The following is a 25,180-nucleotide window of genomic DNA, read 5'->3' on the forward strand; positions in this document are numbered from 1 at the left end:
CAGCGACCCTGACGCAGCGACCCCGTGAACCCTCTCGGTGACTCCTGGAGCGCGGCCAAGAGCCGCATGATCGAGACCGTCGAGGATGCGATCCTCGCCCTCGAAGCGCGGGTGCGTCCTCGCGCCGTGCGCGCGGTCGCCGAGCGCGCGCTCGCCGAGCTGGGCGTCGGCCCCGTCCCGCGCAGCGCCTTGCTCTCGGCCCTCGTCCGCTGCGCCGACGTCTCCATCGCCTCCATCAGCCGGGTGCGCGCCAACGAGGCTGCGGTCGGCGTCGCGTACCAGGCCGCGGCCACCCCGGAGGCGAAGCGCGAGGTCCTCTCCGCCCAGCTCGAACGGTGGGCTGCCGAGCGCGTCGTCGAGGGCCGCTTCGCTTTCGTCCACCAGATCCAGAACCAGCTCCGCCTCGCCGGCGACAAGCGCGCCCTCGAACGAAACCTCGACATCGAGGCGGTGAGCGAGCGCTTCGCCGAGGCCATCGCCAACCTCCTCGACGAGGTCGAGGTCGCCTACCACGCCACCGCCACCCTGGCCCGTGCGCTCGACGATTCCCGCGAGGCCGTCCGCGCCGCGACCGACGGCGGCGTCCTCCGGCTCGCCATGGAGCACGCCGATCCAGGGCAGTCGCCCACCATCCGCCGCGCCGCCCTCCTCGCCGCCGTCGCCCTCGTCGAGCGCATCCCCGTGCGTGAGCGCCTCGGACACCTCGGACCGCAAGCGGCGCGCTCGGTGATCACCTGGGCCCGAGGCATCTCCGCGGGCCGCTGGATCCAGATCGCCGCGATGGAACTCGCCGTCCTCATCTTCCCCGACGAGGCCCTCCCCCTCCTCGTCGAGCGCCTCAAGTCCCGCGGCCCCGAGGACGAGGACGGCCTCATCATCCGCCGCAACGCCCTGCGCATCCTCGGCACCCTCCCGCCACCGAGCGCACGCCGCGCGCTCGGGCCTTCGCTCCGGAGCGCATCGTCCGCAGCGAGGCTGCGCAGCGGGCGCCAGAAGTCCGGAGAGCACCCCACGCTGACGCGCTCGACGCCCCCGTCGCCGTCCACGCCCCCTCCGACGACCTCGCCGCCGAGCGTGCTGCCCGTGACCCCGGCGCCTTCGACCCTCCTCGTCCCTGCGCCTCCCACCGAACTCACCTCGCCAGCGTCGGGATCCGGCACCCCGGCCACCCCGGCCGGAGCTCCTTCTTCGGCTTCCCCGCTGCCGGCGACCCCGCTGTCGGCGACCCCCTCGATCACCGTCAGTTCCCGCGTGGTCGTGACCGAGGTCGCCGACGCCGCCGAACTCTCGCCGACAGCGCCTCCCGACCCTCCGCTCGCGGTGCGCGCTGCCGCCGACGATACGACGGAGTCCGACCCTGTTCCCGTCGTGTCGCCACCCGTCAGGTCGACCACGCGCAAGAAGAAGAGCAGGAAGAAGGGCCACGCCGAGGAGCCGCATCCTGCCGTCGAAGCCCCGGACGTGTCGGCGCGTGGCCTCGTGGTCGATGGCGTACTCCTGCCGCCACCCGCCACCGTCGTCTCGTCACCGAGCGTGACCAGCGGCGAGGTGGTGTCGCGCGCATCGAGCGGCGAGGAGGTGGTGTCGAGCGCACCCGAGGTGATCGGGTCGAGCGCATCGAGCGGCGAGGTGGTGTCGAGCGCACCCGCTGTCACGTCACCGAGCGCATCGGCCGGCGTGACGTCGAACCCACCCGAAGCCACCGCGGCGGACCTCTCTTCAGCAGCCAGCGAGGACGACCGAGAGGACGCCAGCGACGGCGCCAGCGAAGACGCGGCTCAGGAAGAGCCGACGACCGTCCCTCCCGAGCACAGCGGGATCATGTCCCTCCCGCCTGGCGTCACCGTCGCCCCGCCGCCCGATCCCGTCGAGGTCGCGTGGATCGCGCACGACGATCCCAGCGAGCACGTCCGCCAGGAGCTGGCGCGTCAGCTCGCCGCCTTCGGCCGTGACGACGCCTTCGACCGCCTCATCTCCCTCGCCCTCGACGACAAATCCCCCCGCGTCCGCGGCCTCGCCCTGCGCGTCCTCGCCCGTGCCGCCATGCGCTCTCCGAGCGCCCTCCCTCACGCCGAGCGCGGCATCCGCCGCTCTCTCGGCCAGGTCGGCCCCCCCGTCGCCGCGCGCACCTCCTTCGAGGCCATCCGCCTCCTCTGCACCGGCCCCTTCGGTCAGCTCCCCCCGACCACCTTCGTCAAGGACCTGACCGACTTCGCCAACCGCCCCGAGACCAAGCCCGAACTCGCCGACGAAGCCGCGGGCTTGCTCCGCCTCCTCGAAGTCGAGCAGCGCCCCGTCGCCGACCGCATCCGCCACACCCTCATCGCCGCGCTCGACACCCTCTTCGAAGGGGAGCGCTGCTCCATCGAGCTGCCCACCGACGCCGAGCCCCGCGACATCGAGCGCGCCCTCGCCGTCGCCTCGCGCGGCGACCTCACCGCGACCCTGCGCCACACCGGCCCGGGCCGCTACGTCCTCACCCGCGGCGAGCCCCGCGGCTTCCGCTTCTGGCGCGCCATCCACGAGATGCGCACCCCCGCTCCCGACAAGCGCAAGGGCTGGGTCCACACCGCTGGCCGCGTCTTCGTCGGCGAGATCAGCGCGCCCTCCGTGGGCATGTGCGAGGTCACCCCGACCCGCATCCCGGGCGAGCGCCACCTGCACCCCGAGGTCGGCGGCTGGGGCGCCTTCCTTCCGCGCATCGACGACCTGCTCGCCGTCTCCGGCCGCAACCGCCGCGAGATCCGCATCATCACCGCTGGCGGCACCGTCACCCTCGGCGGCCCCGAGACCTTGCGCCAGCGCCTCAAGGCCTGGTGGCGCCTCTCCTTGCACTACGAGCGCTGGGCCCAGACCCGCTCCCGCTCGATCATGGCCACCGAGCCCGCCGAGCAGCGCCGCTACGCGACCCTCATCTCCGAGATGGGCTTCACCGTCACCTACGGCGACACCTCGGGCGACGTCCGCGGCGTGCCCTACCGCATCGAGCCGCTCCTGCCGGTCAAGTACCTCGGCACCGAGGTGCTCGTGCAAGAGATCGGCGGCAGCGCCCTCTCCGCGCCCATCCTCCCCGTCTGGATCGAGAGCTTCGTCTCGTACCTGGTCAGCCCGAGCGGCAACACCCCCGTCCACCTCGCCTGGGTCGTGTGGGTCATCCTCGCCTTCCTCGTCCTGCGCAACGCCTGGGTCATGGGCGTCATCGAGCGCGCCCGCTACGGCATCCCCATCTCCGTCGGCGGCTGGGGCACCCGCGGCAAGAGCGGCTCCGAGCGCCTCAAGGCCGCCCTCTTCCACGCCCTCCGCTTCGACGTCGTCGTCAAGACCACCGGCTGCGAGGCGATGTTCATCCACGCCATGCGCGACCTGCCCGCCGGCGAGATCTTCATCTACCGCCCGTACGACAAGGCCACCATCTGGGAGCAGCGCAACATCCTCGTCGCCGCGCGCAACCTCCGCTGCCAGGTCTTCCTCTGGGAGTGCATGGCCTTGCAGCCCCTCTTCGTCGACACCCTCTGCTCCGAGTGGATGCAGGACGAGATCACCACGCTCACCAACGCCTACCCCGATCACGAGGACATCCAGGGCCCCGGGGGGGAGGACGTCGCCCGCGTCATCGCCCGCTTCATGCCCACCGAGGGCCTGAGCCTCACCACCGAGGAGCAGATGCTCCCGCTCCTCAAGGACGCGGCGAAGACCCGGAACACGAACCTCATCTCCATCCCGCCGGTCGAGTCCGATCTCATCCCCGTCGACCTGCTCGATCGCCTCCCGTACCAGGAGCACCCGCGCAACATCTCGCTGATCCTGACGCTCGCCGAGCACTTCGGCATCGACTACGAGTGGGCGCTCGTCGAGATCGCCGACCACGTGATCCTCGACCTCGGCGTGCTCAAGACCTACCCGACGGTGAGCTACCGCGGCCGCAAGCTCACCTTCTCGAACGGCATGAGCGCGAACGAGCGCGCCGGCTTCATGTCGAACTGGATCCGCCTCGCGTACGACAAGCACGACCCCGACGAGCCGCCTGGCCGCGCCACGGTGATGGTCGTGAACAACCGCGCCGATCGCGTCGCCCGCTCCCGCGTGTTCGCGCAGATCATCGTCGAGGACATCGGCATCGACCACGTGATCCTGATCAACACCAACCTCGGCGGCATGATGCAGTTCATCACCGAGGGCCTCGACCTGAAGCTCAAGGACATGCTGGTCACCGGCGACGGCGGCAAGGAGCGCGCGCTCCAGCGGTTCGATCAGAACATGAAGAAGGTCGGCATCCCGGCGCGCCCGGGCGCCCTCGAAGACGACCTCACCCGCATGCTCACCGCCTTCCCCATGGACGAGGCGAAGGCCAAGGAGATGGTGGCCAGCGTCATCGGCAAGCGCGAGAGCCCCGACGCCGTCGAGGCGGCGCTCAAGGCCTTGCTCGACCCGCTCACCGTGCCCGAGGGCGAGGACGACATCCGCCCCGACATCCTGCTCCACGCCGCGCGGCGTGTGCGTCGCCTGAACGCCCGCGACAAGGCCCGCGTCGAGGTGTCGGCGGCCCTCGACCGGAACGACGAGGCGGGCGCCAACCAGATCTTCCGCACCGTGTACCGGGAGCTGTTCCTCGAACGGGTCGAGGTGCTGTGGAACGCCGATGCCAAGGGCGACAAGGTCGTCGACTTCATGACCCGCGCCATCCCGCCGGGGATGGACGCGCGCATCATGGGCTCGCAGAACATCAAGGGCACGGGCCTCGACTTCGTCTACCGCTGGCTGTCGATGGACCGGGTGCGCCTCGCCCTGGAGAAGATGCAGAAGAACCCGTCGTCGCGGCGCGAGCTGGTCAACTGGATGCTCTCGTACACCGACTTCGGCCTCATCGACGTGCGCGAGGCGCTCGCTTACATGCGCGGGGTGCTGGTCGGCAACGACGAGGCGTGGGCCGAGCACAAGAGCCTGGTCGAGAGCGCCATCAAGCGCCTGGAGACGCTCGACCGCGACAAGACGGCGGGCCTCGACGCGGTGGCGAAGGCGGGGATGATGAAGAAGGTGCTGGGGCGCCTGGAGCAGGGCGTCGATCACCTCGACTCGGTGCGGCGTACCTACCGGGCGCGCCGGGTGATGAACGATCTGTTCGCGCAGCGGGTCGGCCACAGCGGCGCGGCGCTCTTGCTCCGCGAGATCGTGGGACGTGGCAAGGGCGGCTGGCTCTACAAGGACGTCACCGAGATGCAAGAGAAGTGGGGCGGGCGCTTTCGCGCCTGGAAGGCGAAGCGGAAGGCGCCGAAGCCCGACGCGGAGACGTGACCCCGGTGTGTCTGTGGTGCCAGGGCTGGGGCCCCGCACGGCCCCTACTCCGAAGCGTCCGGAGCCAGGGAGTCGTCGAAGCTTACGAGCTTCGGTTCAGGGCGCCCGGAGCCCTCAAGGGGAGCAAGAGAGCCTCGCTGGACTCGGAAAGCGGCTACGCTAGGATCAGTGGGTCCCTGGCGACCGCGAGAGCGGGCGCTCTCCGGCCTTGCACACACGCACCAGCATCGCGAGGCAATGCTCACTCTCATCGAAGCGATCAACTTCCGTTGTCTTCGGTATGTCCGACAGCCACTGGAACCCTTCCACGTCCTCGTCGGCCCGAACGCGAGTGGGAAGACGACCTTTCTGGATGTCGTCGCCTTTCTGGGGCGCCTGGTTTCGAGAGGGCCCGAGGCTGCTGTCGAAGAGCGGACGGGAAATTTTCACGACCTCACCTGGAACCGATCGCAGGAGCAATTCGAGCTGGCCATCGAGGCGAGGATTCCGGAGACCAGGCGGGAGAAGATCGAAGAGTCGTTCGATGCTCTGCGCTACGAGGTCGTCTGCGGTGTCGATCCCAAGACACAGGAGTTCGGGATCATCGCCGAGAGCCTGCATTTGCGTGGCTCCAGCGAGGATCCACGACAAGGGCTGCTACGGTTTCCGCGAAATCTTGAGCCGCCTTCTTCCTTGATGACGAAAAAGGGCGTCAAGAATATCCGCCGGGTAATCGCCAAGGTTCCAGGGGGCAACGACAACTTCTATTCGGAGAGTCACAAGGAAAAGGGCAAAGGCTGGTTCCCTTCCATCAAACTCGGCCATCGTCGCTCCGCGCTGGGCAACCTGCCTCATGATGAAGAAGCGTTTCCTGTAGCAACCTGGTTCAGTGAGCTGCTCACTCAAGGTGTCCAGTCGATCACGCTGAATAGCCTTCTCATTCGTAAAGCGAGCCCCCCTGGCCACACCCGCGGCTTTCGGCCAGACGGCTCGAACCTCCCCTGGGTCATTGCCGACCTGGAGAAGAAGCACCCGGAGCAGTTCGCCAAATGGATTGCGCATCTGCGGACCGCCTTGCCCAACCTCGAAGGCATCAGGACCGTGGAGCGAGAGGACGACAGGCATCGTTACTTGATGCTCCGGTACCGAGGTGGTCTCGAAGTGCCTTCATGGGTCGCCTCGGACGGGACACTGCGGTTGCTTGCTCTGACGTTGCCGGCTTACCTGTCCGACCTCAGGGGTGTGTACCTGATTGAAGAGCCTGAAAACGGGATCCATCCTTCGGCCGTCGAGACGGTCTATCAGTCGCTCTCGTCTGTCTATGATGCGCAGATCCTGCTCGCGACCCACTCCCCCGTGATCCTGAGTCTCGCGCGAGCTTCCGATGTGCTCTGTTTCGCGAAGACGGAGGAAGGCGCGACGGACATCGTGCGCGGGAGCGAGCACCCCGCGCTGCGCGAATGGAAAGGAACGCCGAACCTCGGACTGCTGCTCGGCTCTGGCGTGCTGGGGTAAAGGCCATGGCTTACGAGAAAGACTTGGTTGTGCTTCTTCCCAACAAGGATGCTCAGTTCTTGTTGCGCGGCATCCTTTCCAGGATGCCAGAGATGGGGATGCGCACTCCGTCAGTTCAGTTCGACACGCACCCTCTCCGCGATGCTGGATGCTTGGACGGCGATGAGTTGCTGGAGTCGCAAGCGAGCCGCTATGAGAAGGCGCTTATTTTCGTTGCCGATCGAACCAAGAGCGGGCGCGAGGAGATGACCCGAGAGGATCTGGAAGCCAGGATCGAAGAAGGGCTGAATCGTACGGGGTGGGGCTCCCGTGGTCGCGCGATCGTCGTCGATCCAGGGATCGATCGCTGGTTGCTCGAGCATCAGCTCGGCGAGACGTGGTCTCCCATGGAGGGAGCGTTGTCCACTGCGCTCGACATCGCGCTGCGACGCCGCCGTTTGCCTAGGTCCTCGAACCTCTATGAGCCCCTTGGCGAGCGCCTCGTTCATGAGGGGCTTATCGATCCCGCATGGCGAAAGCTCGTCGCCATCCTCCGACAGTGGTTTCGAACGGAAGCGCAGCCACTCGAAAAGGAATCTTCAGAGGTGGAACTCCGGGTGAGGTTCGACGCGCTGGTCCAGAAATGGTTGAGCGAAACGGCTCATCTTTCATCGCTGGATGCCATCGTGCAGCATGGCGCGTACCGGGAGATCATCGGGATGGGGCCTCGCGTGATCCCGCTAATCCTTCGAGATCTCGAACAAGAACCCAAGCACTGGGGGACCGCCTTGCGAGAGCTGACAGGAGAGAACCCGATTCCTCCAGAGCATGCAGGCAGGGTCCGGTTGATGGCTGAAGATTGGGTGAGGTGGGCCAAGGAGCGGGGGTATGACAGGTAGTTCACGCCACTCGCCCATGCTCGAAGTCGTCTTTCCGGATCTCTCTGGTTGGGACTACGAGGTTACCAGCGAGATCACGTTCGATTACAACTGCATCGCGTTCGCTGCAGGAGACGAGTCTAGCTGGTGGTGGCCAACTCACCCCGAGGGTTACTGGCCACCCGAGGCGCCTCGAGAATGTACGCTCGAAGCGTTCATCAAAGCTTACGAGACCCTTGGGTATCACCCGTGTGATGACGACTCACACGACCCGGCTTTCGACAAGGTCGCGCTTTATGCCGATGAAAAGGGCACGCCAACGCATGCGGCGCTGCAAATCGATGGGTTGTACTGGAAGAGCAAGCTGGGGAAGCTCCACGACATCAAGCACCCGCTGAATGCGCTGGTTGGCTCCAGCTACGGTCGCGTCGTGGCCTTCTTGCGGAGAGCCCGACCCACGAACCTTTGAGCCGGGTTCCACCGTGTTGGGTTAGCCCGTTTTCCTCGCTCCTCCTTCCCGAAGGTCGCCTGACGGCGCAGAACGGGGCAGGCTTCGGCCATGTGCACCCTCATCGCCGCCGTGGGGCAGTGGCCGGAGCTCCCGCTGGTCGTCGCTGCCAACCGGGACGAGTTCCTGGCGCGGCCGGCGCGACCGCCGTTCCTCTGGCCCGGGTCGCCGCGGGTCGTGTCGCCGCGGGACGAGCTGGCGGGTGGGACGTGGCTCGGGCTGAGCGAGTACGGGGTCTTCGTCGCCGTCACGAACCGGGCGGGATCCCCGCCGGACCCTGCGCGTCGCTCCCGGGGGGCGCTCGTCGTGGAGGCGCTCACGGCGTCGTCGGCGAGGTCGCTGCACCAGCGTCTTCAGCCGCTCGAAGCGACCACCCACAACCCGTTCCACCTGTTCTACGCCGACCGCGCCGACGCCTTCATCACCTGGAGCGACGGCCACGCCGTACACCACGAGGTCCTCGCGAAGGGCTTGCACGTGATCACCGAGCGCAGCTTCGACGCGGGGGACCTGGGGCGCGAAGCCACCATCCGCGCCTACTGGGCGGAGCACGTCGCGGGGCGCGCGTTCGATGTCGACGCGCTCCGCGGGCTGCTCACGATCCATGGCGTCGATCCGCGCGCGGGGACGTGTGTTCACCTCGACGAGTTCGGTTACGGCAGCCGTTCGGCGTGCATCCTGAAGCTCGGGGCGGCCGGGGTGGCCTCTTCGCTTCTGTGGGCCGAGGGTCGGCCCTGTCAGAAGCCGTTTCTGTCCCAGGAGGAGCTTCTCCTCGCGCTGGGGGAAGGCACGCGACGGGAGGCCACGGCATCGGAGCGGTAGCTCGGACAGAATTTTTGTGGTTTCGGCCCGCCCTCCTGGTCGGCTGAAGGGGGGTCGAGGGGGCCGCGTGGTCGCTGTTTTGTGATCTCGGTCGCTTTTGAAGCGTGAAACACCGGCATGCGGGCCGTAGGTCGGTTGGGTGAGGTCTCATCATGGGAGGAGATCACCCGCATGCACGCTGGGAGAGGTCTCACCAAGCGTGCCTACGGGCCGTAGGTCGGTTGGGTGAGGTCTCATCATGGGAGGAGATCACCCGCATGCATGCTGGGAGAGGTCTCACCAAGCGTGCCTACGGGCCGTAGGTCGGTTGGGTGAGGTCTCATCATGGGTGGGGATCACCCGCATGCACGCTGGATGAGGGTCTGCTGGGATGGGAAGCAGCGGGGAGGAAGGGGGAGTGAGGCGATGGGGAGGCTTCCTCACGGGTGTGGGGAAGGTCACCGTGATGGATGGCGGCCGCCGGAGGACAGGGAACTCGGGCGGGGCGGAGTTCCGGTGATGGAAGAGCGGTGCCGGAGGATGGGGGCCTCGCGGACGAGGGCCTTACGGACGAGGCCTTACGGACGAGGCCTTGCGGACGAGGGAGCGTCTTGCTTCGTCGGCCGATCGTTTTACAGGAGCGTTCGTGATGTCCGAACCGACCCTGGACGAGCTGCGGCAGGTGATCGTCGACGCGTTTCCGGAGCTTGCGTCGTCGCGGTTCACGCTGCTGACGATGGGGTGGCAGTCCCTCGCGGTCGACGTCGACGACCGGCTGATCTTCAAGTTTCCCAGGGACGAGGAGGCGGAGAAGGCGCTGATCAGCGAGGCGGGGGTGCTCGCCGTCGTTCGTCCGGCCCTGACCATGACGGTCCCAGATCTGACGCTGCACCAGGGGACGCGGTTGTTCTCGCGGCACGACAAACTGCGCGGGGAGCATCTGCTCGCGCCGGAGTACGAGCGGCTCGGGGAGCGGTCGCGTCAGGTGCTGGCCGAGGAGCTCGCGCTGTTCTACGCGGAGATGCATGCGCTGCCGGAAGCGGCGCTGAAGGCGGCGGGGGCAGGGCCGGCAGAGGCATGGATGGAGCCGGACGAGATCCTGGAGAAGGCGTGGCCACGGCTGCCGCCCGCGCTGCGACCGTACGCCGAGCAGACCCTCGCGGTGTGGCGAGACCTTCCGCCGGATCCGCACGGGACGACGTTCGGGTTCTTCGACGGGCACGGGTGGAACATGGCGTTCGACCACGAGCGCGAGCGGCTCCAGGGGATCTACGACTTCGCCGACGCGGGCTTCGGCGTGCTCCACCGGGAGTTCCTTCAGTCCGACTGGATCGCGCGGGACCTCACGGCGAGGATCATCCCGGCGTACGAGCGCCTGACGGGCCGGGCGATCGACCGAGCGCGCGTGGCACTGATGAGCGGCGTGCTCAGGCTGTGGGAGCTGGCCGATCTCGCTGCCGAGGATACGCCCAGGATCGAGGCGGCGGTGCGCATCGTCGAGGTGTGGGCTGCGTCCGAGCGGGCTTGAGGAGCACCTCCGTCGTCGCCGGGAAGCGGGTCAGGAAGTAGGATTCACGGCCATGTCTTCTCGTGTTCGTGGTCGCATCCAGATCCATCCCCGAGGCTTCGGCTTCCTGAAGCCCGAGCCTTCGGGCGATCCGGCCGGTGAAGAGCGGCCGGCGGCGTTCGTCACGCCGCCCGATCTCAACCACTTCCTCGAAGGCGATCTGGTCTCGGCCACGCTCGTCGAGAGCGAGCCCGGTCGCTTCACGGCGACGCAGCTCGCGCTGGTGGAGCACGCTCGGGCGGAGCTTCTGGGGACGATCGTCTTCCACGGGGGGCGACCTCACCTGCGCACCGACCGCGATCTCGCGAACACCGACTGGCCCTTCCGGCATGGCGAGGGCGCGGGGCTGGCCGAGGGCGCGTGCGTGGTGGCGCGGGTCGAGGGGAAGGAGCTGCGGCTCGAGCGCGAGGTGGTCCACGAGGCCGACCAGGGGCTGGAGCGGTGCATCGTGCGCCACGGGCTGCGGGGGGCGTTCCCGGAGGAGGTGGCCGCGTGCGCGGAGGCGATGGCCAAGGAGACGCTCGCCGCCCTCGACGCGGGGGCCGAGACGGCGAGCTGGCCGTCGGCGTTCGGGCATCGCCGTGACCTCCGCAGCATCCCCACCGTCACCATCGATGCCGCCTCCACCCGCGACATCGACGACGCGCTGGCGGTGCTCCCCGCGGGGCCCGATGGGGCGCTGCGCGTGCTCGTCTCCATCGCGGACGTCGATCAGTTCGTGCCCGAGGGGTCGGTGCTCGACGTGGACGCCCGCGAGCGCGCGACGAGCGTGTACCTCGCGGGCCGGGTGCTCCCCATGCTGCCCGAGTGCCTGAGCAGCCACGCGGCGAGCCTCGTCGAGGGGGCGGATCGGCTGGCGCTGACGGCAGAGCTGCGCATCGATCCCGAGGGACTGGTCACCTCGGTGGATCTCTACGAGAGCGTGATCCGCTCGACGGCGCGCCTCACGTACGACGCGGTGGCCGAGCTGCTCGCCACGGGGGCTTCGGCGGATGTGCCCGCGGAGGTCGTCTCCACGTTGCGCTGGTTGCGCACGGCGGCGGCGCGGCTCTCGGCGGTGCGGGCGGCCCGCGGTGGGGTGTCGCTGCACCGCGAGGAGGCGTACATCGCCCTCGACGAGGCGACGCGCTCGCCCACGGCGATCTCGGGGCGCACCGACACCGAGGCGCACCGGCTCGTGGAGCGCTTGATGGTCGCCGCCAACGAGGCCGTCGCGGGCTGGCTCGTCGCCCGAGGGCTGCCCGGCATCTACCGCGTCCACGACGAGCCCACGGCAGAGCGGGTCCTCGCGCTGGGGAGCTACGCGCACAACTTCGGCATCGAAGCGGGCTTCGGTCCGCGCTTGACCTTGCGGGGCCTGGCGGCTTTCGAGGCGCAGTTCGCTGGCGCGGCCATCGCGCCCGCCATCCGGAACGTGCTCGGCAAGGCGCTGGGTCCTGCGCGGTACACGGCGCTACCAGGGCTGCACTTCGGTCTCGGCGCGCCGCTCTACCTGCACTTCACGTCACCCATCCGTCGCTATGCCGACCTTGCGGTGCACCGCGTGGTCAAACACTACCTCCGCGGCGAGCGCGGCCTGCGCGCCGGAGACGAGCGCTTCGCACTCCTCGGCAGCCACCTCGACGCCCGCGCGCGGCGCGCGAGCAAGGCCGAGGCAGAGCGGCACCGCATGCTCGTGGCGCGCTACTTCGCGAGCCGCGTCGGCGAGGTCGTCGAGGGGAACATCGTCGCCATCAAGCCCTTCGGACTCGTCGTGCAGATGCGCGGCACGGGCGCGACGGGCACCATCGCGCTCGACGCGCTGCCCGAAGGGCCCTACCAGCCCGACGCCGCCATGCACGCGCTCGTCGGCCCTGGGCGCCGCTACAGCATCGGCGATCCGCTGCGCGCGGTGATCGCTTCCACCAGCGAGGCGCTCGGTCGCGTCGAGCTGCAGCTTGCCCGGGAGGCTGGATGACGACCCACTGCGCCGTGTGCGGGGTCGAGCTCACGTCGGGCGCCTCGGACGGGCCGCGCTTGCGCCTGCTCTGTCCGAGCTGCCGTTCGGCGGAGCGCCCCACCACGGAGCAGCTCGCGGCCGCGCTGCCGAAGCGGAAGCCCGAGAAGGTGAAGAAGCGGTGGCGGCCGAGGACCATCGCGCGCGCCTTGCTGATCGTGATGGCGCTCCTTCTCGCGGTGATCCGTCTCCTGGAAAAGTGAGCGGCGCAAATCGGCTCGGATCGTTCGTGTAGAACCGCGAGCGCTGGGGCAAAATCCGCCTCGCAGTGACGCCCAAGGAATTCCAGAAGCAGCTCAAGGCCCTCCTCCTCAGCCCTGTCGACGGCATGGACTGGGAGGACAAGCTGGCGCGTGTCCGGCAGTACCTGCGCACGATCGAGGCGCGAGCGAACCCGCAAGAGGAGTCGGCAGAGCTTCTGCCCGCGGTGGAGATCATTCCCTTCGAGGCCGGCAAGCGTCCGCTCGACGAGGCGCTCTATCCAGGGCACGGGTGCAGCGAACGCTCGGGTCTCCTGAGCACGGCGCCGGACGCGGTCCTCCAGGGGGAGGACGAGGTGTGGATCCTGTTCCGGCTCCGGGATCTCTACGCATACGTCGCGCCCTTTCAGCGGTCGTTCGAGGTGACGCTGTCGGCCTGGTACTTGCCGCCGCCAGGGGTCGACGCCGCGCCGGTACCCGTGCCGGGGCTCGTCGGGGTGCCGATCGCGCCGCAGGTGGTCGCGCGGGATGCGTATCCGCTGCCGGCGCTGGAGCCGTCGGACTTTGCCGAGTTTCACCGGACGCTCTTCGTCGCGTCGCTGCGCCCGCGAGAGCAGCTCGTGCCGGCGGTGCTTCCGGAGGCGCTGCGCGAGCGCACGCCCGACGGTGCCGATCCGTTCACGTTCGCGCACCGGTTTCAGCAGGCGTTGCGCCTGGAGATCACGCTCTCGGAAGGAGGGGAGCGGCTGTCGTCGGCGACGACGGAGGTGGAGATCTTCGACACGGGGCGCTTCGGGTCGCTCTACGCGCGGCTGCTCGACGAGCTGGTGAAGGCCGACCTCGTCGCGCAGCAGGAGCAGCTGCGCGTCGACGATCTCCACGTCGGCTACCACCCGTGGTTCCCGGTGCTCACCATCGGGGCCGACAAGGCGAACCTGTACCTCCGCGCCATCCGCCAGGATCTGGAGATGCAGCGCCGCAACTTGCCGGACCCGCGCTGGCTCTTGCGGGTGGGGCTGTACCTGGAGCTGCTCACCTGCCTGGGGATCATGGAGGCGGTGCGGGACGAGTACCCGGATCTGCTCACGCCCGCGGAGCGCGCGGTGTTCGAGAAGAGCCCGGCGTTCGCGCCGATCCGCGAGCGGCTCCGCGTGGACGACTGGCGCAAGGTCTGGGAGCTGCGAGAGATCGCGCCGCACCGCGCCGGATCGTTCTCGTCGGTGTCGGTGATCCTGTCGAACCTTTTGCGCAAGCAGCGAGCGACGCTGGGCTTCCTGCACACGCACCACGAGGACCTGAAGGCCGCGCTGGAGCTGGCCGGGCCGAACCTGGTCGACGCGCAGGAGACGTGGCACCGGGTGTTCCGCGACGCCGAGCGAGCGGTGCTCCGGAACGCGGAGATCGCGTTCCCGGAGCTGCGGCAGCTCGACGCGCGGCTGCGGGAGTTCGCGCTGTGGCACCAGCGGGGCGACATGCGGGTGCTCGGGTTGACGGTGCTGCCCGAGGCGTTGACGTCGCTGTTCGGGGATCAAGACGGGATCTACCCGTCGGCCTGTCGTCAGTACCGGCGCTCGATGAACGAGGTGGCCGGCTGGGCGGCGTCGCATGGGCTGATGGACTTCACCGGGGAGGAGTGCATCCCGCCCAACGCGAGCTTGCTGGAGGCGCAGATGCACCAGCACCCGAAGCTGCTCGACGCCCTGCAGCGGCGCGATGGCTACGGTCGGGACCTGGAGGTGTCGGCGCCGCGGGCGGGGACGTCACCCGGGAGCCTGGACGAGGTGATTGGGGTGCTGCGCGGGGCGAAGGTGTTCGGTCCGCTGATGGACCGGGAGCTGCGGCGGCTGGCACAGCGGGCGCGGCGGGCGGTGTACGGGCCGCTCGATCGGGTGGTGGTGCAGGGGAACTCGGACGCGTCGATGTTCGTGGTGGCCTCGGGTTCGGTGGAGGTGCTGGTGCGGCTCGGCGATGGGCGGGACGCGCCGCTGGCGACGCTGGAGGCGGGGGCGATCTTCGGCGAGATCGCGCTGCTGACGGGGGAAGAGCGCTCGGCGACGGTGCGGGCCGTCGAGGAGGTGGTGCTCTACGAGATCACGAAGGAGGCGCTGCAGCCGATCATCGAGGCGCGCCCTCAGCTCGTGGTGGAGCTGGCGCGGCTGATGGCGCTGCGCCAGGCCGATCTGCGCGAGGTCGCCGGTCGTGTGCACGAGGAGGAGCAGACGAGGAGCCTCGCTGCGCGCATCCGGGGGTTCTTCCTGGGCTGAGCGCGAGCGCCCGAGGGGAGCGCAGGCGTCGGGCGTCGAGCGCTCAGCGGCGCGCAGGCGTCGGGCGTCGAGCGCTCAGCGGCGCGCAGGCGTCGGTCGACGAGCGCTCAGGGGCCGCGGAGGAGCCAGGCGACGGCGTCGCTCTCGGCCTGGAAGAAGGAGTACTCGGGTAGGCGCATGTCGGTGGAGAGGCGGCCGATCTGCATCTTCGAGAGCGCGCTGCTGACGAGGTTCGCCGCCCTGCGCATACCGTGCTTGCGCGCGAACTCCATGGTCTTCTCGACGTAGGCGTTCACCTCGGGTTTCTGCGCGGCGAACTCGGAGATGTCGGCGAGCACGTACCAGGGCCTGCCCTCGCCAGCGGAGCCGTCAGAGGAGGCTCCGCTACGCGCGGCTTCGTTGACGACGAGGGCGGCCTTCGCCCGGAAGTCGTCGAGGTATGCCCGGGCCTCGTGGATGTCCCAGAAGCCCCACACCTTGAGCCGGACGATGCAGTGTTGCAGGTCGGCGACCACGCGGAAGCGACGCTGTCCGCCGGTGCTGCTGCTGGCGCTGGGGGCGCTGCTGCCGGTGCTGGACCCGCTGCCGGTGCCGGGGGCGTTGCTGGCGTGGTTGCCGCTACCAGCGCTGGGGGCGTTGCTGCCACTTCTGCTGGCGCTGGGGGGGCTGCTGGCGTGGCTGCTGTTGCCAGCACCGGGGGCGTTGCTGCCACTTCTGCTGGCGCTGGGGGGGCTGCTGGCGTGGCTGCTGTTGCCAGCACCGGGGGCGTTGCTGCGGCGCTTGCTGCCGCTGGGGGTGAGGTGGCCGTGGAGGTGGGCGTCCTCGTGGTGTGGAGCCGGGCGCTGTGAGGCGGGTGAAGGCGGCTCGGGGGAGGCGGGGGGCGAGACGCTCTGGCGTGCGAGCGGCGGGAGGCGCTCTTGCAAGATGGTGGCGCCGCGGAGGCGGGAGACCGAGATTTCCTCGCTGTGGTGCGTGGGCTCGGGCGTCGCGTACTCGGTGGCGCCGAGCGTGAGGGGGGGGCCGGTGCGGCGCTCGCGCGGTGCGTTCGGCAAAAGGACGTCGAGCGCGGTGCCGAGTTCGAGGATGGCCTGGGAGGCGCGCTGGAAGCGCGCGTCGGGGCGCGCGGCCGTGGCTTTCGAGAACCAGGCGTTGAAATTCTCCGGGAGCTTGCGGCCGCGGCGGCGGAGTGCGCGCTCGACGGGGGGCTCGGTCGGCCCGGCGAGGACGGCGATGGCGAGCATGTACGACGAGCCCGCGGCCTCGGCTTCTTCGCGCCAGTAGGTCTCGCCGACGAGGAGGGCGTAGCCGACCTGCGCGAGCGCGTAGACGTCGGCGGTGGCGCCGATGGTGCGCTCGGCGCGGACCTGCTCGGGTGCCATGTAGGCGGGGGTGCCGACCATGCTCTGCGTGAGGGTGGTGCCCTCGCCGAGCACCTTGGCGATGCCGAAGTCGAGAATCTTGAGGCAGGGAGAGCCGTCGTCGCGCTCGGTGAGGAAGAGGTTCTCGGGCTTGAGGTCGCGGTGGACGACGCCGGCCGCATGCGCTCGGTCGAGGGCGAGCGCGGCCTGGAAGAGGAGCATCACCACCTCGGCGGCGGAGATCGAGCCGCGTCGGCGCACGAGGGCGCCCAGGTCCTCGCCCTGGAGCAGCTCCATCACGAGGAAGGGGGTGGCGGAGGCGTCGTCGACGCCGGCGTCGTAGACGCGGACGATGTGGTCGCTCTCGAGCGAGCCGGTGATGCGCGTCTCTCGCTCGAAGCGGGTGCGCAGCTCGGGGCTCGCCATGAGGGTGGGGAGCATGATCTTGAGCGCGCGTCGTCCGGAGGTGACCTCGTCGAGGACCTCGTAGACGGCGCCCATGCCGCCGGCCTTCAAGCAGCGCCGGATGCGGTAGCGGCCGTTGAAGAGGCCTTCGAGTTGAGGAACTGCAGCTTGGGCGCCCATGAGAACTCGTCAGCCTGTTCGCGCTCGTGGCGGAGTGCGCCGGTGCGTCGTCCGGTGCGCTCTCGGTCATCCGCGTGACGGAAGGAGCTTCCCGCACGCCACGGCGAGGTGCTCTGAGCGAGGAAAGTACCAGCGCCCTCCACGAGCGACAAGCGCGACGCCCGGGGCCGATCGTGCGGGGCGGCACACGATGTCGCGGGCATGCTCGTGATCGGCGTGCGCGGTCATGGGCGCAGGACGTCGAGGAGTGCAGCCCACAAAGAGGTCACGTCCGGGAAGCGCGCTTCGCGGGAGGTGGCGAGCGCGCGCGCGACCCAGGCGTCGATGGCTGCGGGGAGGTCGGGGCGACGGGCCTTCAAGCTGGGGCGAGGGCCGTGCATGCAGGCGACGATGAGGTCGATGCGGGTCTCGGCCTGGAAGGGGGGCTGCCCTGCGAGGGCGCGGAAGATCACCGCGCCCAACGAGTAGACGTCGAGGCGGTGGTCGAGCTCGTGCGGTCTGCCCATCCATACCTCGGGCGCGATGTATGCTGGGGATCCGGCGATGGCGCCCTTGGTGGTGAGCGGATCGGCGGCGAGGTCCTTGGCGAGCCCGAAGTCGAGGAGGCGGACGACGCCCTGGTCAGGGTCTTCGAGGACGAAGATGTTCGCCGGCTTGAGGTCGCGGTGGATGATGCCGCGCGCGTGGGCCGTCTCCAGGGTCTTCACGATGGGCTCGAACAGCGTGATCAGGCGCTCCTGGGTGAGCCGTCGGCCCTCGGTGTCGAGGGCGCGCAGGGTGGCTTCCAGGTCACGGCCGTGGAGCAGCTCGAGGACGAGGTAGAGGGTGCCCTGGGGGGTGCTGCCGAAGGCGCGCACCTCGGCGGCGCTGGTGCCAGCGAGGGCGCTCATTGCGCGGGCTTCTCGGGTGAGGCGGGCCTTCAGGCCTTCGTTCGCGGCGAGTTCGGGGTGCAGGCACTTGATGGCGACCTCGGCGCCGTGGGCGGTCAGGTCGCGGGCGCGGAAGACGGTGCCGTGCGCGCCGGCGCCCAGCTCGTCGAGCAGCTCGTAGCGTTCGTCGACCACGTCACCGACGTCGAAGATCTCCATGCGCTCCGGGCTCACTGAGGAAGATGAAGGTCATGCGGCGAGCGCGGAGCGTAGGTCGCGCGGGCCGTCCGCTGCAACGCGACTCGGGGCTTCGCGGCCGAGGAGCTGGGGAGGGTGTGGGCCAGTGAACCGCAGGTGCGCCGTGTCGTCAGGCGAGGGACGTGAGGGGCGGGCGTCGGAGGGGAGGTGGCGGGGCTGCGAGGAGAGGGGAGGACGTGGGCTTCGTGAAAGGTCGGGTGTGATGGCGTTGCACGACGGCACTCACCGAGGCGAGAGAGGCGGTGGTGCGTCGTTCGCCAGGGTGACTTCCTGTTTGCGCAGCCAGTGTCGGAGGAGGGGGAGGAAAGCGTCCGGTCGTTCCAGGTGCGCTGCATGGCCTGCGTCGGGAATCACGTCGAGGCGGGCGGTGGGGGCGCGTTGCGACGAGGGCGTGGGTTGCGCGTGTGTGTTCAGGAGGGGGAGCATGCGACGCGCGATCGAGGTGAACTTCTCGTCACGTGCGCCGGTGATGAGCAGGATGGGCATGGTGAGCTGGTGGAGACGTGACCACAGCGGCGTCTGCGTGCCGGTGCCGAGGTGGCGCAGGGCGGAGGCGAGGCCAGTCGGTGTGTTCTCTTCCCGGGCGGCGCGGCTCCGGGTGTCGTGGGGGAGTCCGCTGAACAAGGGCTGCGCGAGCCACTCGTCGAGGAAGGCGGAGACGCCGATGCGCTCCAGTCGGTCGGCGAGGCGGCGGTCGGACGCTTCGCGCTCGGCGCGCGCGTCGCTGTCCTCGATGCCCGGCGTGGCGCCGACGAGCACGAGGGCACGGACGAGGTCGGGGCGTGCGAGCGCGAGGTGGAGGCAGACGCGGCCTCCGAGCGAGTACCCGAGGTAGGCGGCGCGGCCGCCGGCATCGCCGAGGCGATCGGCTGCGTCCCAGAGGTCGCCGACGGCGGGGGAAGAGCGCCCGTGGCCAGGCAGGTCGACCCGGACCACTTCGTGGTCGTGCTGGAGGGCGCCGGGCAGGTCTGCCCAGCCGTGGCCATTCTGGGTGAAGCCATGGACGAGCACGAGCCGGGGGCCGCTGCCGTGGGTCTGGCGGTGGAGCGCGGGGGCGCTCGGGGCTGGTGCGGGGGTCGTCATCTGGAGGTCGCGGAAAGTCGGTGCGTCTCGCGGGAGCAGGTTGCGATGAAACGGGGGAGGAGGGGCAGGAAAGCTTCTGGGATCCCGTGGCGAGGTGCTTAGAATCTCGCATGGACCTGGATCGCATGCTCGAGCAGTGCAGGCGCGATCAGTGGAGCGTGAGCGATCTCGACTGGAGTGGCTCGCCGCGCTCGATGTCGCGTGAAGACGAAGAGCAGATCGTGCAGCTCTTCACGGACATGGCCGGCATCGAGAGGCTGGCCTCGGCGATGTTCCGTGAGCAGGAGCGGCGGGTGGAGGATCCGCGGCTCAAGGCCATCTTCGCGACCTTCATCCGTGACGAGATCCGGCACGCGCAGACGGCGCAGATGCTGGCTGATTTTTATGACGTGCATCACTTCCGGCACTACCAGGAGAGCGAGAGCCTCCGGGCGTTCTCGTCGGTGTTCGTGGAGGCGATCCATCACCTCTCGGACGACGTGGCGAACGCGTACATCGTGACGGGGGAGCTCTTGCTGGACATCGCGCTCCTCCGGTCGATCGACGATCACGTCGGCGACGCGATGAGCGGGGCGGCGATGCGGCTCATCAACCGCGACGAGTCGCGTCACATCGCGATCGACTACTACATGAGCGCTTACTATGCGTCGGACGAGTACGAGGAGAAGCAGAAGCTGAAGCCGAAGCTCGGGCTGAAGGAGCGGGCGCAGGCGGCGAGCACGTTCTCGCGGATGCTGTACCGGGCGCAGCCGTTCATCCGGGATGTGTTCCTGCGCCCGATGGAGAAGCTGGATCCGCGGGGGAAGCGGCTGCGAGCAGCGTTCAAGCGGTCGCAGCTCCTCGGGATGAAGGAGAAGTCGGCGCGGCGGCCGTTCACGCGGTTCACCCGGTCGCTCCAGGCGGGGTTCGAGAACCCGGTACTCAGGCCGGTGCTGGGCGATGTGTTCGTGCGTCTCTCGGGGGTGGGGCCGGATTTTCTGGCGCGGCTCTACACGGACGAGGAGCTGACGCGCGCGCGGGGGATGTCGTACGAGGCGCTCGCCGACGAGGCGCTGGAAGCGAAGCAAGAGAACTGACGGGAGAGGGAAGCGACGGGCGGCGTCGTCGTCGGGTCACTTCTTCTTCTTGGTGTTGAGCTTGATCTTGCCGACGTTGGGGAGGTCGACCTCGAAGACCTTGGGCGAGGTGCCGTTGCCCTGGGCGCTGGTGGCCGTGGCTTTGCCGACTGGAGCCTGAGCGAGGGGGACGGGCTGCGGCGCCGTGTCGGTGGACAGGTTGGTGGAGGCAAAGGGCGCGGCGCTCGGGGAGGGAGCGTGCTCGGGAGGCGTGGTGGAAAAGGCTGAGTCAGGGGTCGCGTCCGAGGAGGGGAGGGCGTTCGCGGGCTTGTCCGGAGACGAGGGCGCTGGGGTGGTGTCGTCGTCGCGGAGGGCGAACCAGAGGGCGCCGACGAGGAGCAAGGTGACGAGGACGCCGAGCACGCTGAGGAGGATGCCGATGTGCAGCGTGCGGCGCTGGGCGCCGGTCGGGTCGTCGTAGGTGGCGGTGGCGGTGAGCGTGGAGGCGACGCCCGAAGCTCCCCGGTGGGGCTGGGGCGGTTGTGCGTGGCCAGGGTGAGGGGTGGAGGGGAGGGGCGCGGAGGCTGCCGCGTTGGTCGTCGAGGCCGGGCTGTCGGTGGGCGGGGAGCCGAGGCTGATCTCGCTGCCGGCGTCCTGGATGAGGGTGGGGGCGAAGGAGGCCTGGATCGCCGCGCCACCGCCCGCGATGACGGAGCTCGGGAGCGAGGGAAGGGAGCCGCGCTGGGGAGGAGCTGAGGGGACGCCGACGGCTGGCGAAGGTGCCGCGGTGCCGGGGAGGTGGCCTTCGGAGAGCTGCGCCATGGCGTAGGAAGGGAGCTCGCCGCGGCGGGCGGAGCGAACGTCCTGTTGCATGGTGCGTGCGTCGGGGTAGCGGCGTTCTTTCTCGAATGCGAGGGCGCGGTCGACGATGAGGCAGAGGCCTGGCGGCGCGCCGCGGGCGATGGTGCCGAGGCGAGGCGCGGGCTGGGTGGCCATCTTGACGAGCAGCTCGGAGTCGGTCCGGGCTTCGTGGAGGCGGCGCTTCGTGACGATGCGAAACATGGTGGCGCCGACGGAGAAGAGGTCGGAGCGCTGGTCGACGCCCGTGCCCTTCACCTGTTCGGGGGCCATGTACGAGACGGTGCCGAGCGTGGCGCCAGCGCGGGTGCGCAGCTCGGTGCGGACGCCGTCGCGCAGGTGCGCGATGCCGAAGTCGAGGACCTTGATGCGGCCGTCACGGAGGAGGAAGAGGTTGTCGGGCTTGATGTCGCGGTGAATGATCCCTTGGTCGTGCGCCGCGGCGAGGACGTCGAGAAGCTCGTCGGTGATGCGGAGGAGTTCTGGAGCGTCGATGCCGTCGAGGCGCTGGGCGCGGTCCCAGAGGGGCTCGCCGTCGAGGAGTTCCATGACGAGGAAGGGGACGCCGTCGTCGGTGACGTCGATGTCGCGGATCTCGACGACGCCGGGGTGGTGGAACTTGTTGACGGCCTGCGCTTCACGCTCGAAGCGGGCGCGGAGGTCCTTGTTTCGCGCGATGTCGGGGTGGAGGATCTTGATGGCCTCTTGGCGCCCGATGGAGTGCGTCGCTGCGTACACGGCGGCCATGCCACCGATGCCGATGAGCCGATCGAGGCGCCATTTACCGCGGAGGACGGTGCCGAGGCGCTTCTCGAATTCCTCTCTGTCTTCGCTCATCGCACCGCCCGGATCTCGCCGCAGGTGGGGAGGGAGTCAACGGCTCACTCGGGGAGAGGGTGCATGCCACCACGAACCCAGGGTTCGGTCACCGCTCGGAAATTTCCTTCGGTGCGCATGCCGGCGAGCACGGAGGCGAGGCCCCACTGCAAGCGGTTCACGAAGGTGAAGTCCTGCGGCATCTTGGGGACGTAGGGCACGACGGGGAGCGCGGCATCGTCCTTCAGGACGATCTTCTTCATGCCGCGTGAAAGGAAGGCGACGGCTTCGCGCGCGTTCTCTTTGCTGCAGACCCACGTGCCGCGCGTGGTGACGGGGAGCAGCAGCTCGAGCGTATAGTCGCGGTACAGCTCCCAGGTCTCGTCTTTGGGATCGTAGCCCAGCTCCTCGACGATCGCGCGATCGAACTCGGTCCAGTCCTCGTCCATGGCAGCGAGCATGTAGCGCTTCATGCCGGCGACCAGCTCGGGCGGTGCGATCTTGATGCACCCGTAGTCGAGGACGGTGACCCGGCCGTCGATGCGGAAGCGGTAGTTGCCCGGGTGCGGGTCGGCGTAGAGGACGCCGTGGCGAAGCAGTGTACGGAGGGTGAAGCCCCAGAGGGCCATGCCGGCGCGGTTGCGGGCCTCCTGCGAGGCGGTCTCGCAGAATTCGGCGTAGCCGATGCCGTCGACGAGCTCGGTGGTGATGACACGGCGGGTCGTGAGGCCGTGGTGCACGCGAGGGACGTAGATGTCGGGATCGTCGCTGTGGAGGCGCCGAAACAGGTCGGTCATCTCCGCTTCGCGCGCGTAGTCGAGTTCGTCGAGGAAGACCTTGCGGAACTCGTCGAGGGTCTGGCCGATGTGGAGCTTCTTCGCGATGGGGGCGACCATGGTCTCGAGCATGGCGACGCTCTTGAGGTCGTTCTCGATCGCCTTGTCCATGCCGGGGTACTGCACCTTGACCGCGACGTGGGCGCCGTCGTGGGTCGCCGCGCGATGGACCTGGCCGATGCTGGCCGCGGCAAACGGCTCACGCTCCCAGGTGGCGAAGACGTCGGCGGGAAGGGCGCCAAACTCCTGGAAGACCATCTGCTCGGCTGCCTCTGGCGATAGGGGCGGAGCTTTGTCGAGCAGGCGCTTGAGGGCGCCCTGGAATTTCTCCTCGTAGCCAGGGGGGGCGAGGCCATCGATGTAGCTCGCCATCTGGCCGAACTTGAGGGGCAATCCCTTCATTTCGCCGAGGGTCTTGAGCATGGCCTCGGCGGTCTTCTTGACCTCGGCGGTCATCTTCTTGCGCGCAGCAGCCTGATCCTCCTCGGTGCGCGGCTGCCCGAGGGCACGCTTGGCTCCCTCCACGGCGAAGGGGATCGCGCGGGGAGCGAGGCTGGCGAGGCGAGCGAGGCGCCCGAGCTTGGAAGTGGGCGGCTTGTCCTTGGGCTTCTGGTCGGCCATGCGGGGGTACTGGATGCCAGGGGTCGCTCAGCGCCTCGGCGGCGCGTTTCTTATCTTCGCCAGCGGCCACATGGAGACGACGTTGCGGAGGCGCTGGCTCTGCTCCGGTGAGATGTCTCCATCGACGTATACGCGAGGGCGGCGATCTTCAACCACAGCGCGGACCGTTGCACGGTGGATGTGCTGGGCTCGGAGGACGTCGACGATGTCGTCGAGCAGGCGTTGGGGAAGCCGGCCTCGGAGGAGGCGGACGTGCCGACCCTGCACGCGCACGCAGAACAGCTCGTTGGCTCGGGCAATCCCGATCGCCAGCACGAGCGCGGCGAGCAACAGTAGGGCGAGAGGAACGGCGAGCGGCACCGGCTGAGCCTCATGGTGGAGCCCCAGCGGCGTCAGGTCAACCGCGCCTCGGTCATACCGCCCACCTCGGCGTCCTCCTCTGGCAGACCGTCGCCCCAGGACCTACCTTAGACCGCAAGAATCATGACCTTTGCTGGACCCAACCCCCCGACCCTGCAGGCGCTCGATCACCCTCCTCCGGGGGCGTCGATCGATCCCAGCCTGGATCTAGAGGAGGAGATCCAGCGTCTGAAGCGCACGCGCAACGCTGTCGTGCTGGCGCACTACTACCAGGACAGTGAGATCCAGGACCTGGCCGACTTCATCGGCGATTCGTTGCAGCTGGCCCAGGAGGCGAAGAAGACGACGGCGGACGTGATCCTGTTCGCCGGCGTTCACTTCATGGCAGAGACGGCGAAGATACTGAATCCCGAGCGGATCGTGGTGGTCCCCGACATGAAGGCAGGGTGCTCGCTCGCCGACGGATGTCCGGTGGATCGCTACCGAGCGTGGCGGCAGAAGTACCCCGATGCGGTGGGCATCACGTACATCAACTGCTCTGCCGAGGTGAAGGCCGAGAGCGACTACATCTGCACGTCGTCAAACGCAGAGAAGATCGTTCGCGCGATCCCCGAGGACAAGGAGATCCTCTTCGCCCCCGACAAGAACCTGGGCCGCTACCTCGTGGAAAAGCTGGGGCGACCGATGCGGCTCTGGCAGGGGAGCTGCATGGTCCACGAGACGTTCAGCCTGAAGAAGATCGTCGGGCTACGCGAGCGACATCCCGATGCGAAGCTGATCTCGCACCCCGAGTGCGAGGAGCCGGTGCTCAGGTTGTCGGATTTCATCGGTTCGACGACCGCGCTGTTGAAGTTCACGATCGCCGATCCAGCGACGAAATTCATCGTGGCGACGGAGTCGGGGGTGGTGCATCAGATGAGGAAGGCGTCCCCTCACAAGGAGTTCATCGAAGGTCCCCCCGAGGGGAACTGTGCATGCAACGAATGCCCGTTCATGCGGTTGAACACGATGGAGAAGATCTACCTGGCGCTGCGTGATCTGGAGCCGCGTCTCGAGATGCCGGAGGCGCTGCGTGAGCGCGCGAGGGTCCCCATCGAGCGCATGCTGGCGCTCTCGTGAGCTACAGCGCGACGGCCTTGCGGATGGCCTCTTCGAGTTCGAGACGATCGAAGAGGCGCTCGATGTAGTCCAGGCGGTCGGTCTCGATGACGAGGCTGGGCGAGAGGTCGTAGCGCGCGAACCACTCTTCGTAGAGCGCTTCGAGTGAAGCGAGGTAGGCGCGTGGGATCTTGCGCTCGAACGCGCGACCCCGGTGCCGGATGCGTTTGACCAGCGTCTTCAGCGGGCAGCGGAGGTAGATCATGAGATCGGGAGGCCGGATCTCCTCTCGCAAGGCCTGGTAGAAGGACTGGTATGTCGCCCAGTCGCGATCGTCCATGTAGCCGGCGCGATGGAGGTGGGCAGCGAAGATCTCGGCGTCCTCGTAGATGGTGCGGTCCTGG

At 68.8% G+C, this 25,180-nt stretch carries 18 protein-coding genes (1 of these 18 running past the window's edge); 11 read left to right on the top strand and 7 right to left on the bottom strand.

Annotated elements, in window-relative coordinates; translation table 11 throughout:
- Positions 1-24: 24 nt before the first annotated feature.
- The 9 genes from CMC5_RS05255 (at position 25) to CMC5_RS05295 (ending at position 14,979) form a co-directional block, all read left to right on the top strand.
- Positions 25-5,292 carry a HEAT repeat domain-containing protein gene (locus tag CMC5_RS05255; RefSeq protein WP_245678304.1) on the top strand — a complete coding sequence of 1,756 codons (5,268 nt, stop codon included), beginning with the start codon at positions 25-27 and terminating at the stop codon, positions 5,290-5,292.
- Positions 5,293-5,529: 237 nt separating this feature from the next.
- Positions 5,530-6,786, top strand: coding sequence for a methylation-associated defense system AAA family ATPase MAD3 (gene mads3, locus CMC5_RS05260; protein ID WP_050429391.1), 1,257 nt, complete (start codon positions 5,530-5,532; stop codon positions 6,784-6,786).
- A gap of 5 nt (positions 6,787-6,791) precedes the next feature.
- Complete coding sequence (locus CMC5_RS42095) at positions 6,792-7,664, top strand: hypothetical protein (RefSeq protein WP_156338226.1); 873 nt, start codon at positions 6,792-6,794, stop codon at positions 7,662-7,664.
- Between the two features lie 16 nt (positions 7,665-7,680).
- Complete coding sequence (locus tag CMC5_RS05270) at positions 7,681-8,112, top strand: DUF7689 domain-containing protein (RefSeq protein WP_050429393.1); 432 nt, start codon at positions 7,681-7,683, stop codon at positions 8,110-8,112.
- 90 nt (positions 8,113-8,202) lie between these two features.
- On the top strand, positions 8,203-8,973 hold the full coding sequence (locus CMC5_RS05275) for an NRDE family protein (protein ID WP_050429394.1): 771 nt from the start codon (positions 8,203-8,205) through the stop codon (positions 8,971-8,973).
- Between the two features lie 628 nt (positions 8,974-9,601).
- Entirely contained in the window at positions 9,602-10,480 is an 879-nt protein-coding gene (locus tag CMC5_RS05280) for a phosphotransferase family protein (RefSeq protein ID WP_050429395.1), read from the top strand.
- A 52-nt stretch (positions 10,481-10,532) separates the two neighbouring features.
- A complete protein-coding gene (locus CMC5_RS05285) occupies positions 10,533-12,476 on the top strand; it encodes a ribonuclease R family protein (protein ID WP_050429396.1) in 1,944 nt (647 codons plus the stop codon).
- On the top strand, positions 12,473-12,718 hold the full coding sequence (locus CMC5_RS05290) for a hypothetical protein (RefSeq protein ID WP_050429397.1): 246 nt from the start codon (positions 12,473-12,475) through the stop codon (positions 12,716-12,718). The genes CMC5_RS05285 and CMC5_RS05290 overlap by 4 nt, the downstream gene beginning before the upstream one ends.
- Positions 12,719-12,783: 65 nt before the next feature.
- Positions 12,784-14,979, top strand: coding sequence for a cyclic nucleotide-binding domain-containing protein (locus CMC5_RS05295; protein WP_050429398.1), 2,196 nt, complete (start codon positions 12,784-12,786; stop codon positions 14,977-14,979).
- A 107-nt stretch (positions 14,980-15,086) separates the two neighbouring features.
- Here CMC5_RS05295 and CMC5_RS05300 read toward each other — a convergent pair whose 3' ends face one another.
- From CMC5_RS05300 to CMC5_RS05310, 3 genes are all read right to left on the bottom strand, one after another.
- Positions 15,087-16,922: a serine/threonine-protein kinase gene (locus CMC5_RS05300; RefSeq protein WP_050429399.1), complete on the bottom strand. Its 1,836-nt coding sequence runs from the start codon at positions 16,920-16,922 to the stop codon at positions 15,087-15,089.
- A 224-nt stretch (positions 16,923-17,146) separates the two neighbouring features.
- Positions 17,147-18,010: a serine/threonine-protein kinase gene (locus CMC5_RS05305; protein WP_050429400.1), complete on the bottom strand. Its 864-nt coding sequence runs from the start codon at positions 18,008-18,010 to the stop codon at positions 17,147-17,149.
- Between the two features lie 261 nt (positions 18,011-18,271).
- Positions 18,272-19,132: an alpha/beta fold hydrolase gene (locus tag CMC5_RS05310; RefSeq protein ID WP_050429401.1), complete on the bottom strand. Its 861-nt coding sequence runs from the start codon at positions 19,130-19,132 to the stop codon at positions 18,272-18,274.
- 110 nt (positions 19,133-19,242) lie between these two features.
- On the opposite strand from CMC5_RS05310, the gene CMC5_RS05315 reads away from it, so the two are divergent.
- Positions 19,243-20,208 carry a ferritin-like domain-containing protein gene (locus tag CMC5_RS05315; RefSeq protein WP_050429402.1) on the top strand — a complete coding sequence of 322 codons (966 nt, stop codon included), beginning with the start codon at positions 19,243-19,245 and terminating at the stop codon, positions 20,206-20,208.
- A gap of 36 nt (positions 20,209-20,244) precedes the next feature.
- Here the strand turns inward: CMC5_RS05315 and CMC5_RS05320 are convergent, their stop codons facing one another.
- From CMC5_RS05320 to CMC5_RS05330, 3 genes are read right to left on the bottom strand one after another with little or no spacing between them, the layout of a single operon-like run.
- Complete coding sequence (locus CMC5_RS05320; protein ID WP_050429403.1) at positions 20,245-21,882, bottom strand: serine/threonine protein kinase; 1,638 nt, start codon at positions 21,880-21,882, stop codon at positions 20,245-20,247.
- A gap of 44 nt (positions 21,883-21,926) precedes the next feature.
- Positions 21,927-23,318 (bottom strand): ABC1 kinase family protein, encoded by a 1,392-nt coding sequence (locus CMC5_RS05325; protein ID WP_050429404.1) that lies wholly within the window; start codon positions 23,316-23,318, stop codon positions 21,927-21,929.
- A 27-nt stretch (positions 23,319-23,345) separates the two neighbouring features.
- Positions 23,346-23,678, bottom strand: coding sequence for a DUF3634 family protein (locus CMC5_RS05330; RefSeq protein WP_156338229.1), 333 nt, complete (start codon positions 23,676-23,678; stop codon positions 23,346-23,348).
- Positions 23,679-23,801: 123 nt separating this feature from the next.
- On the opposite strand from CMC5_RS05330, the gene nadA reads away from it, so the two are divergent.
- A complete protein-coding gene (nadA, locus tag CMC5_RS05335) occupies positions 23,802-24,797 on the top strand; it encodes a quinolinate synthase NadA (protein WP_050429406.1) in 996 nt (331 codons plus the stop codon).
- Between the two features lies 1 nt (position 24,798).
- Here nadA and CMC5_RS42100 read toward each other — a convergent pair whose 3' ends face one another.
- Positions 24,799-25,180: the 3' portion of a deoxynucleoside kinase gene (locus CMC5_RS42100; protein ID WP_245678305.1), read on the bottom strand. It continues 257 nt past the right edge of the window; only the last 382 of its 639 coding nucleotides appear in the window; its start codon lies beyond the right edge, outside the window; its stop codon occupies positions 24,799-24,801.

Source organism: Chondromyces crocatus (genome assembly GCF_001189295.1).
Lineage (GTDB): Bacteria > Myxococcota_A > Polyangia > Polyangiales > Polyangiaceae > Chondromyces > Chondromyces crocatus.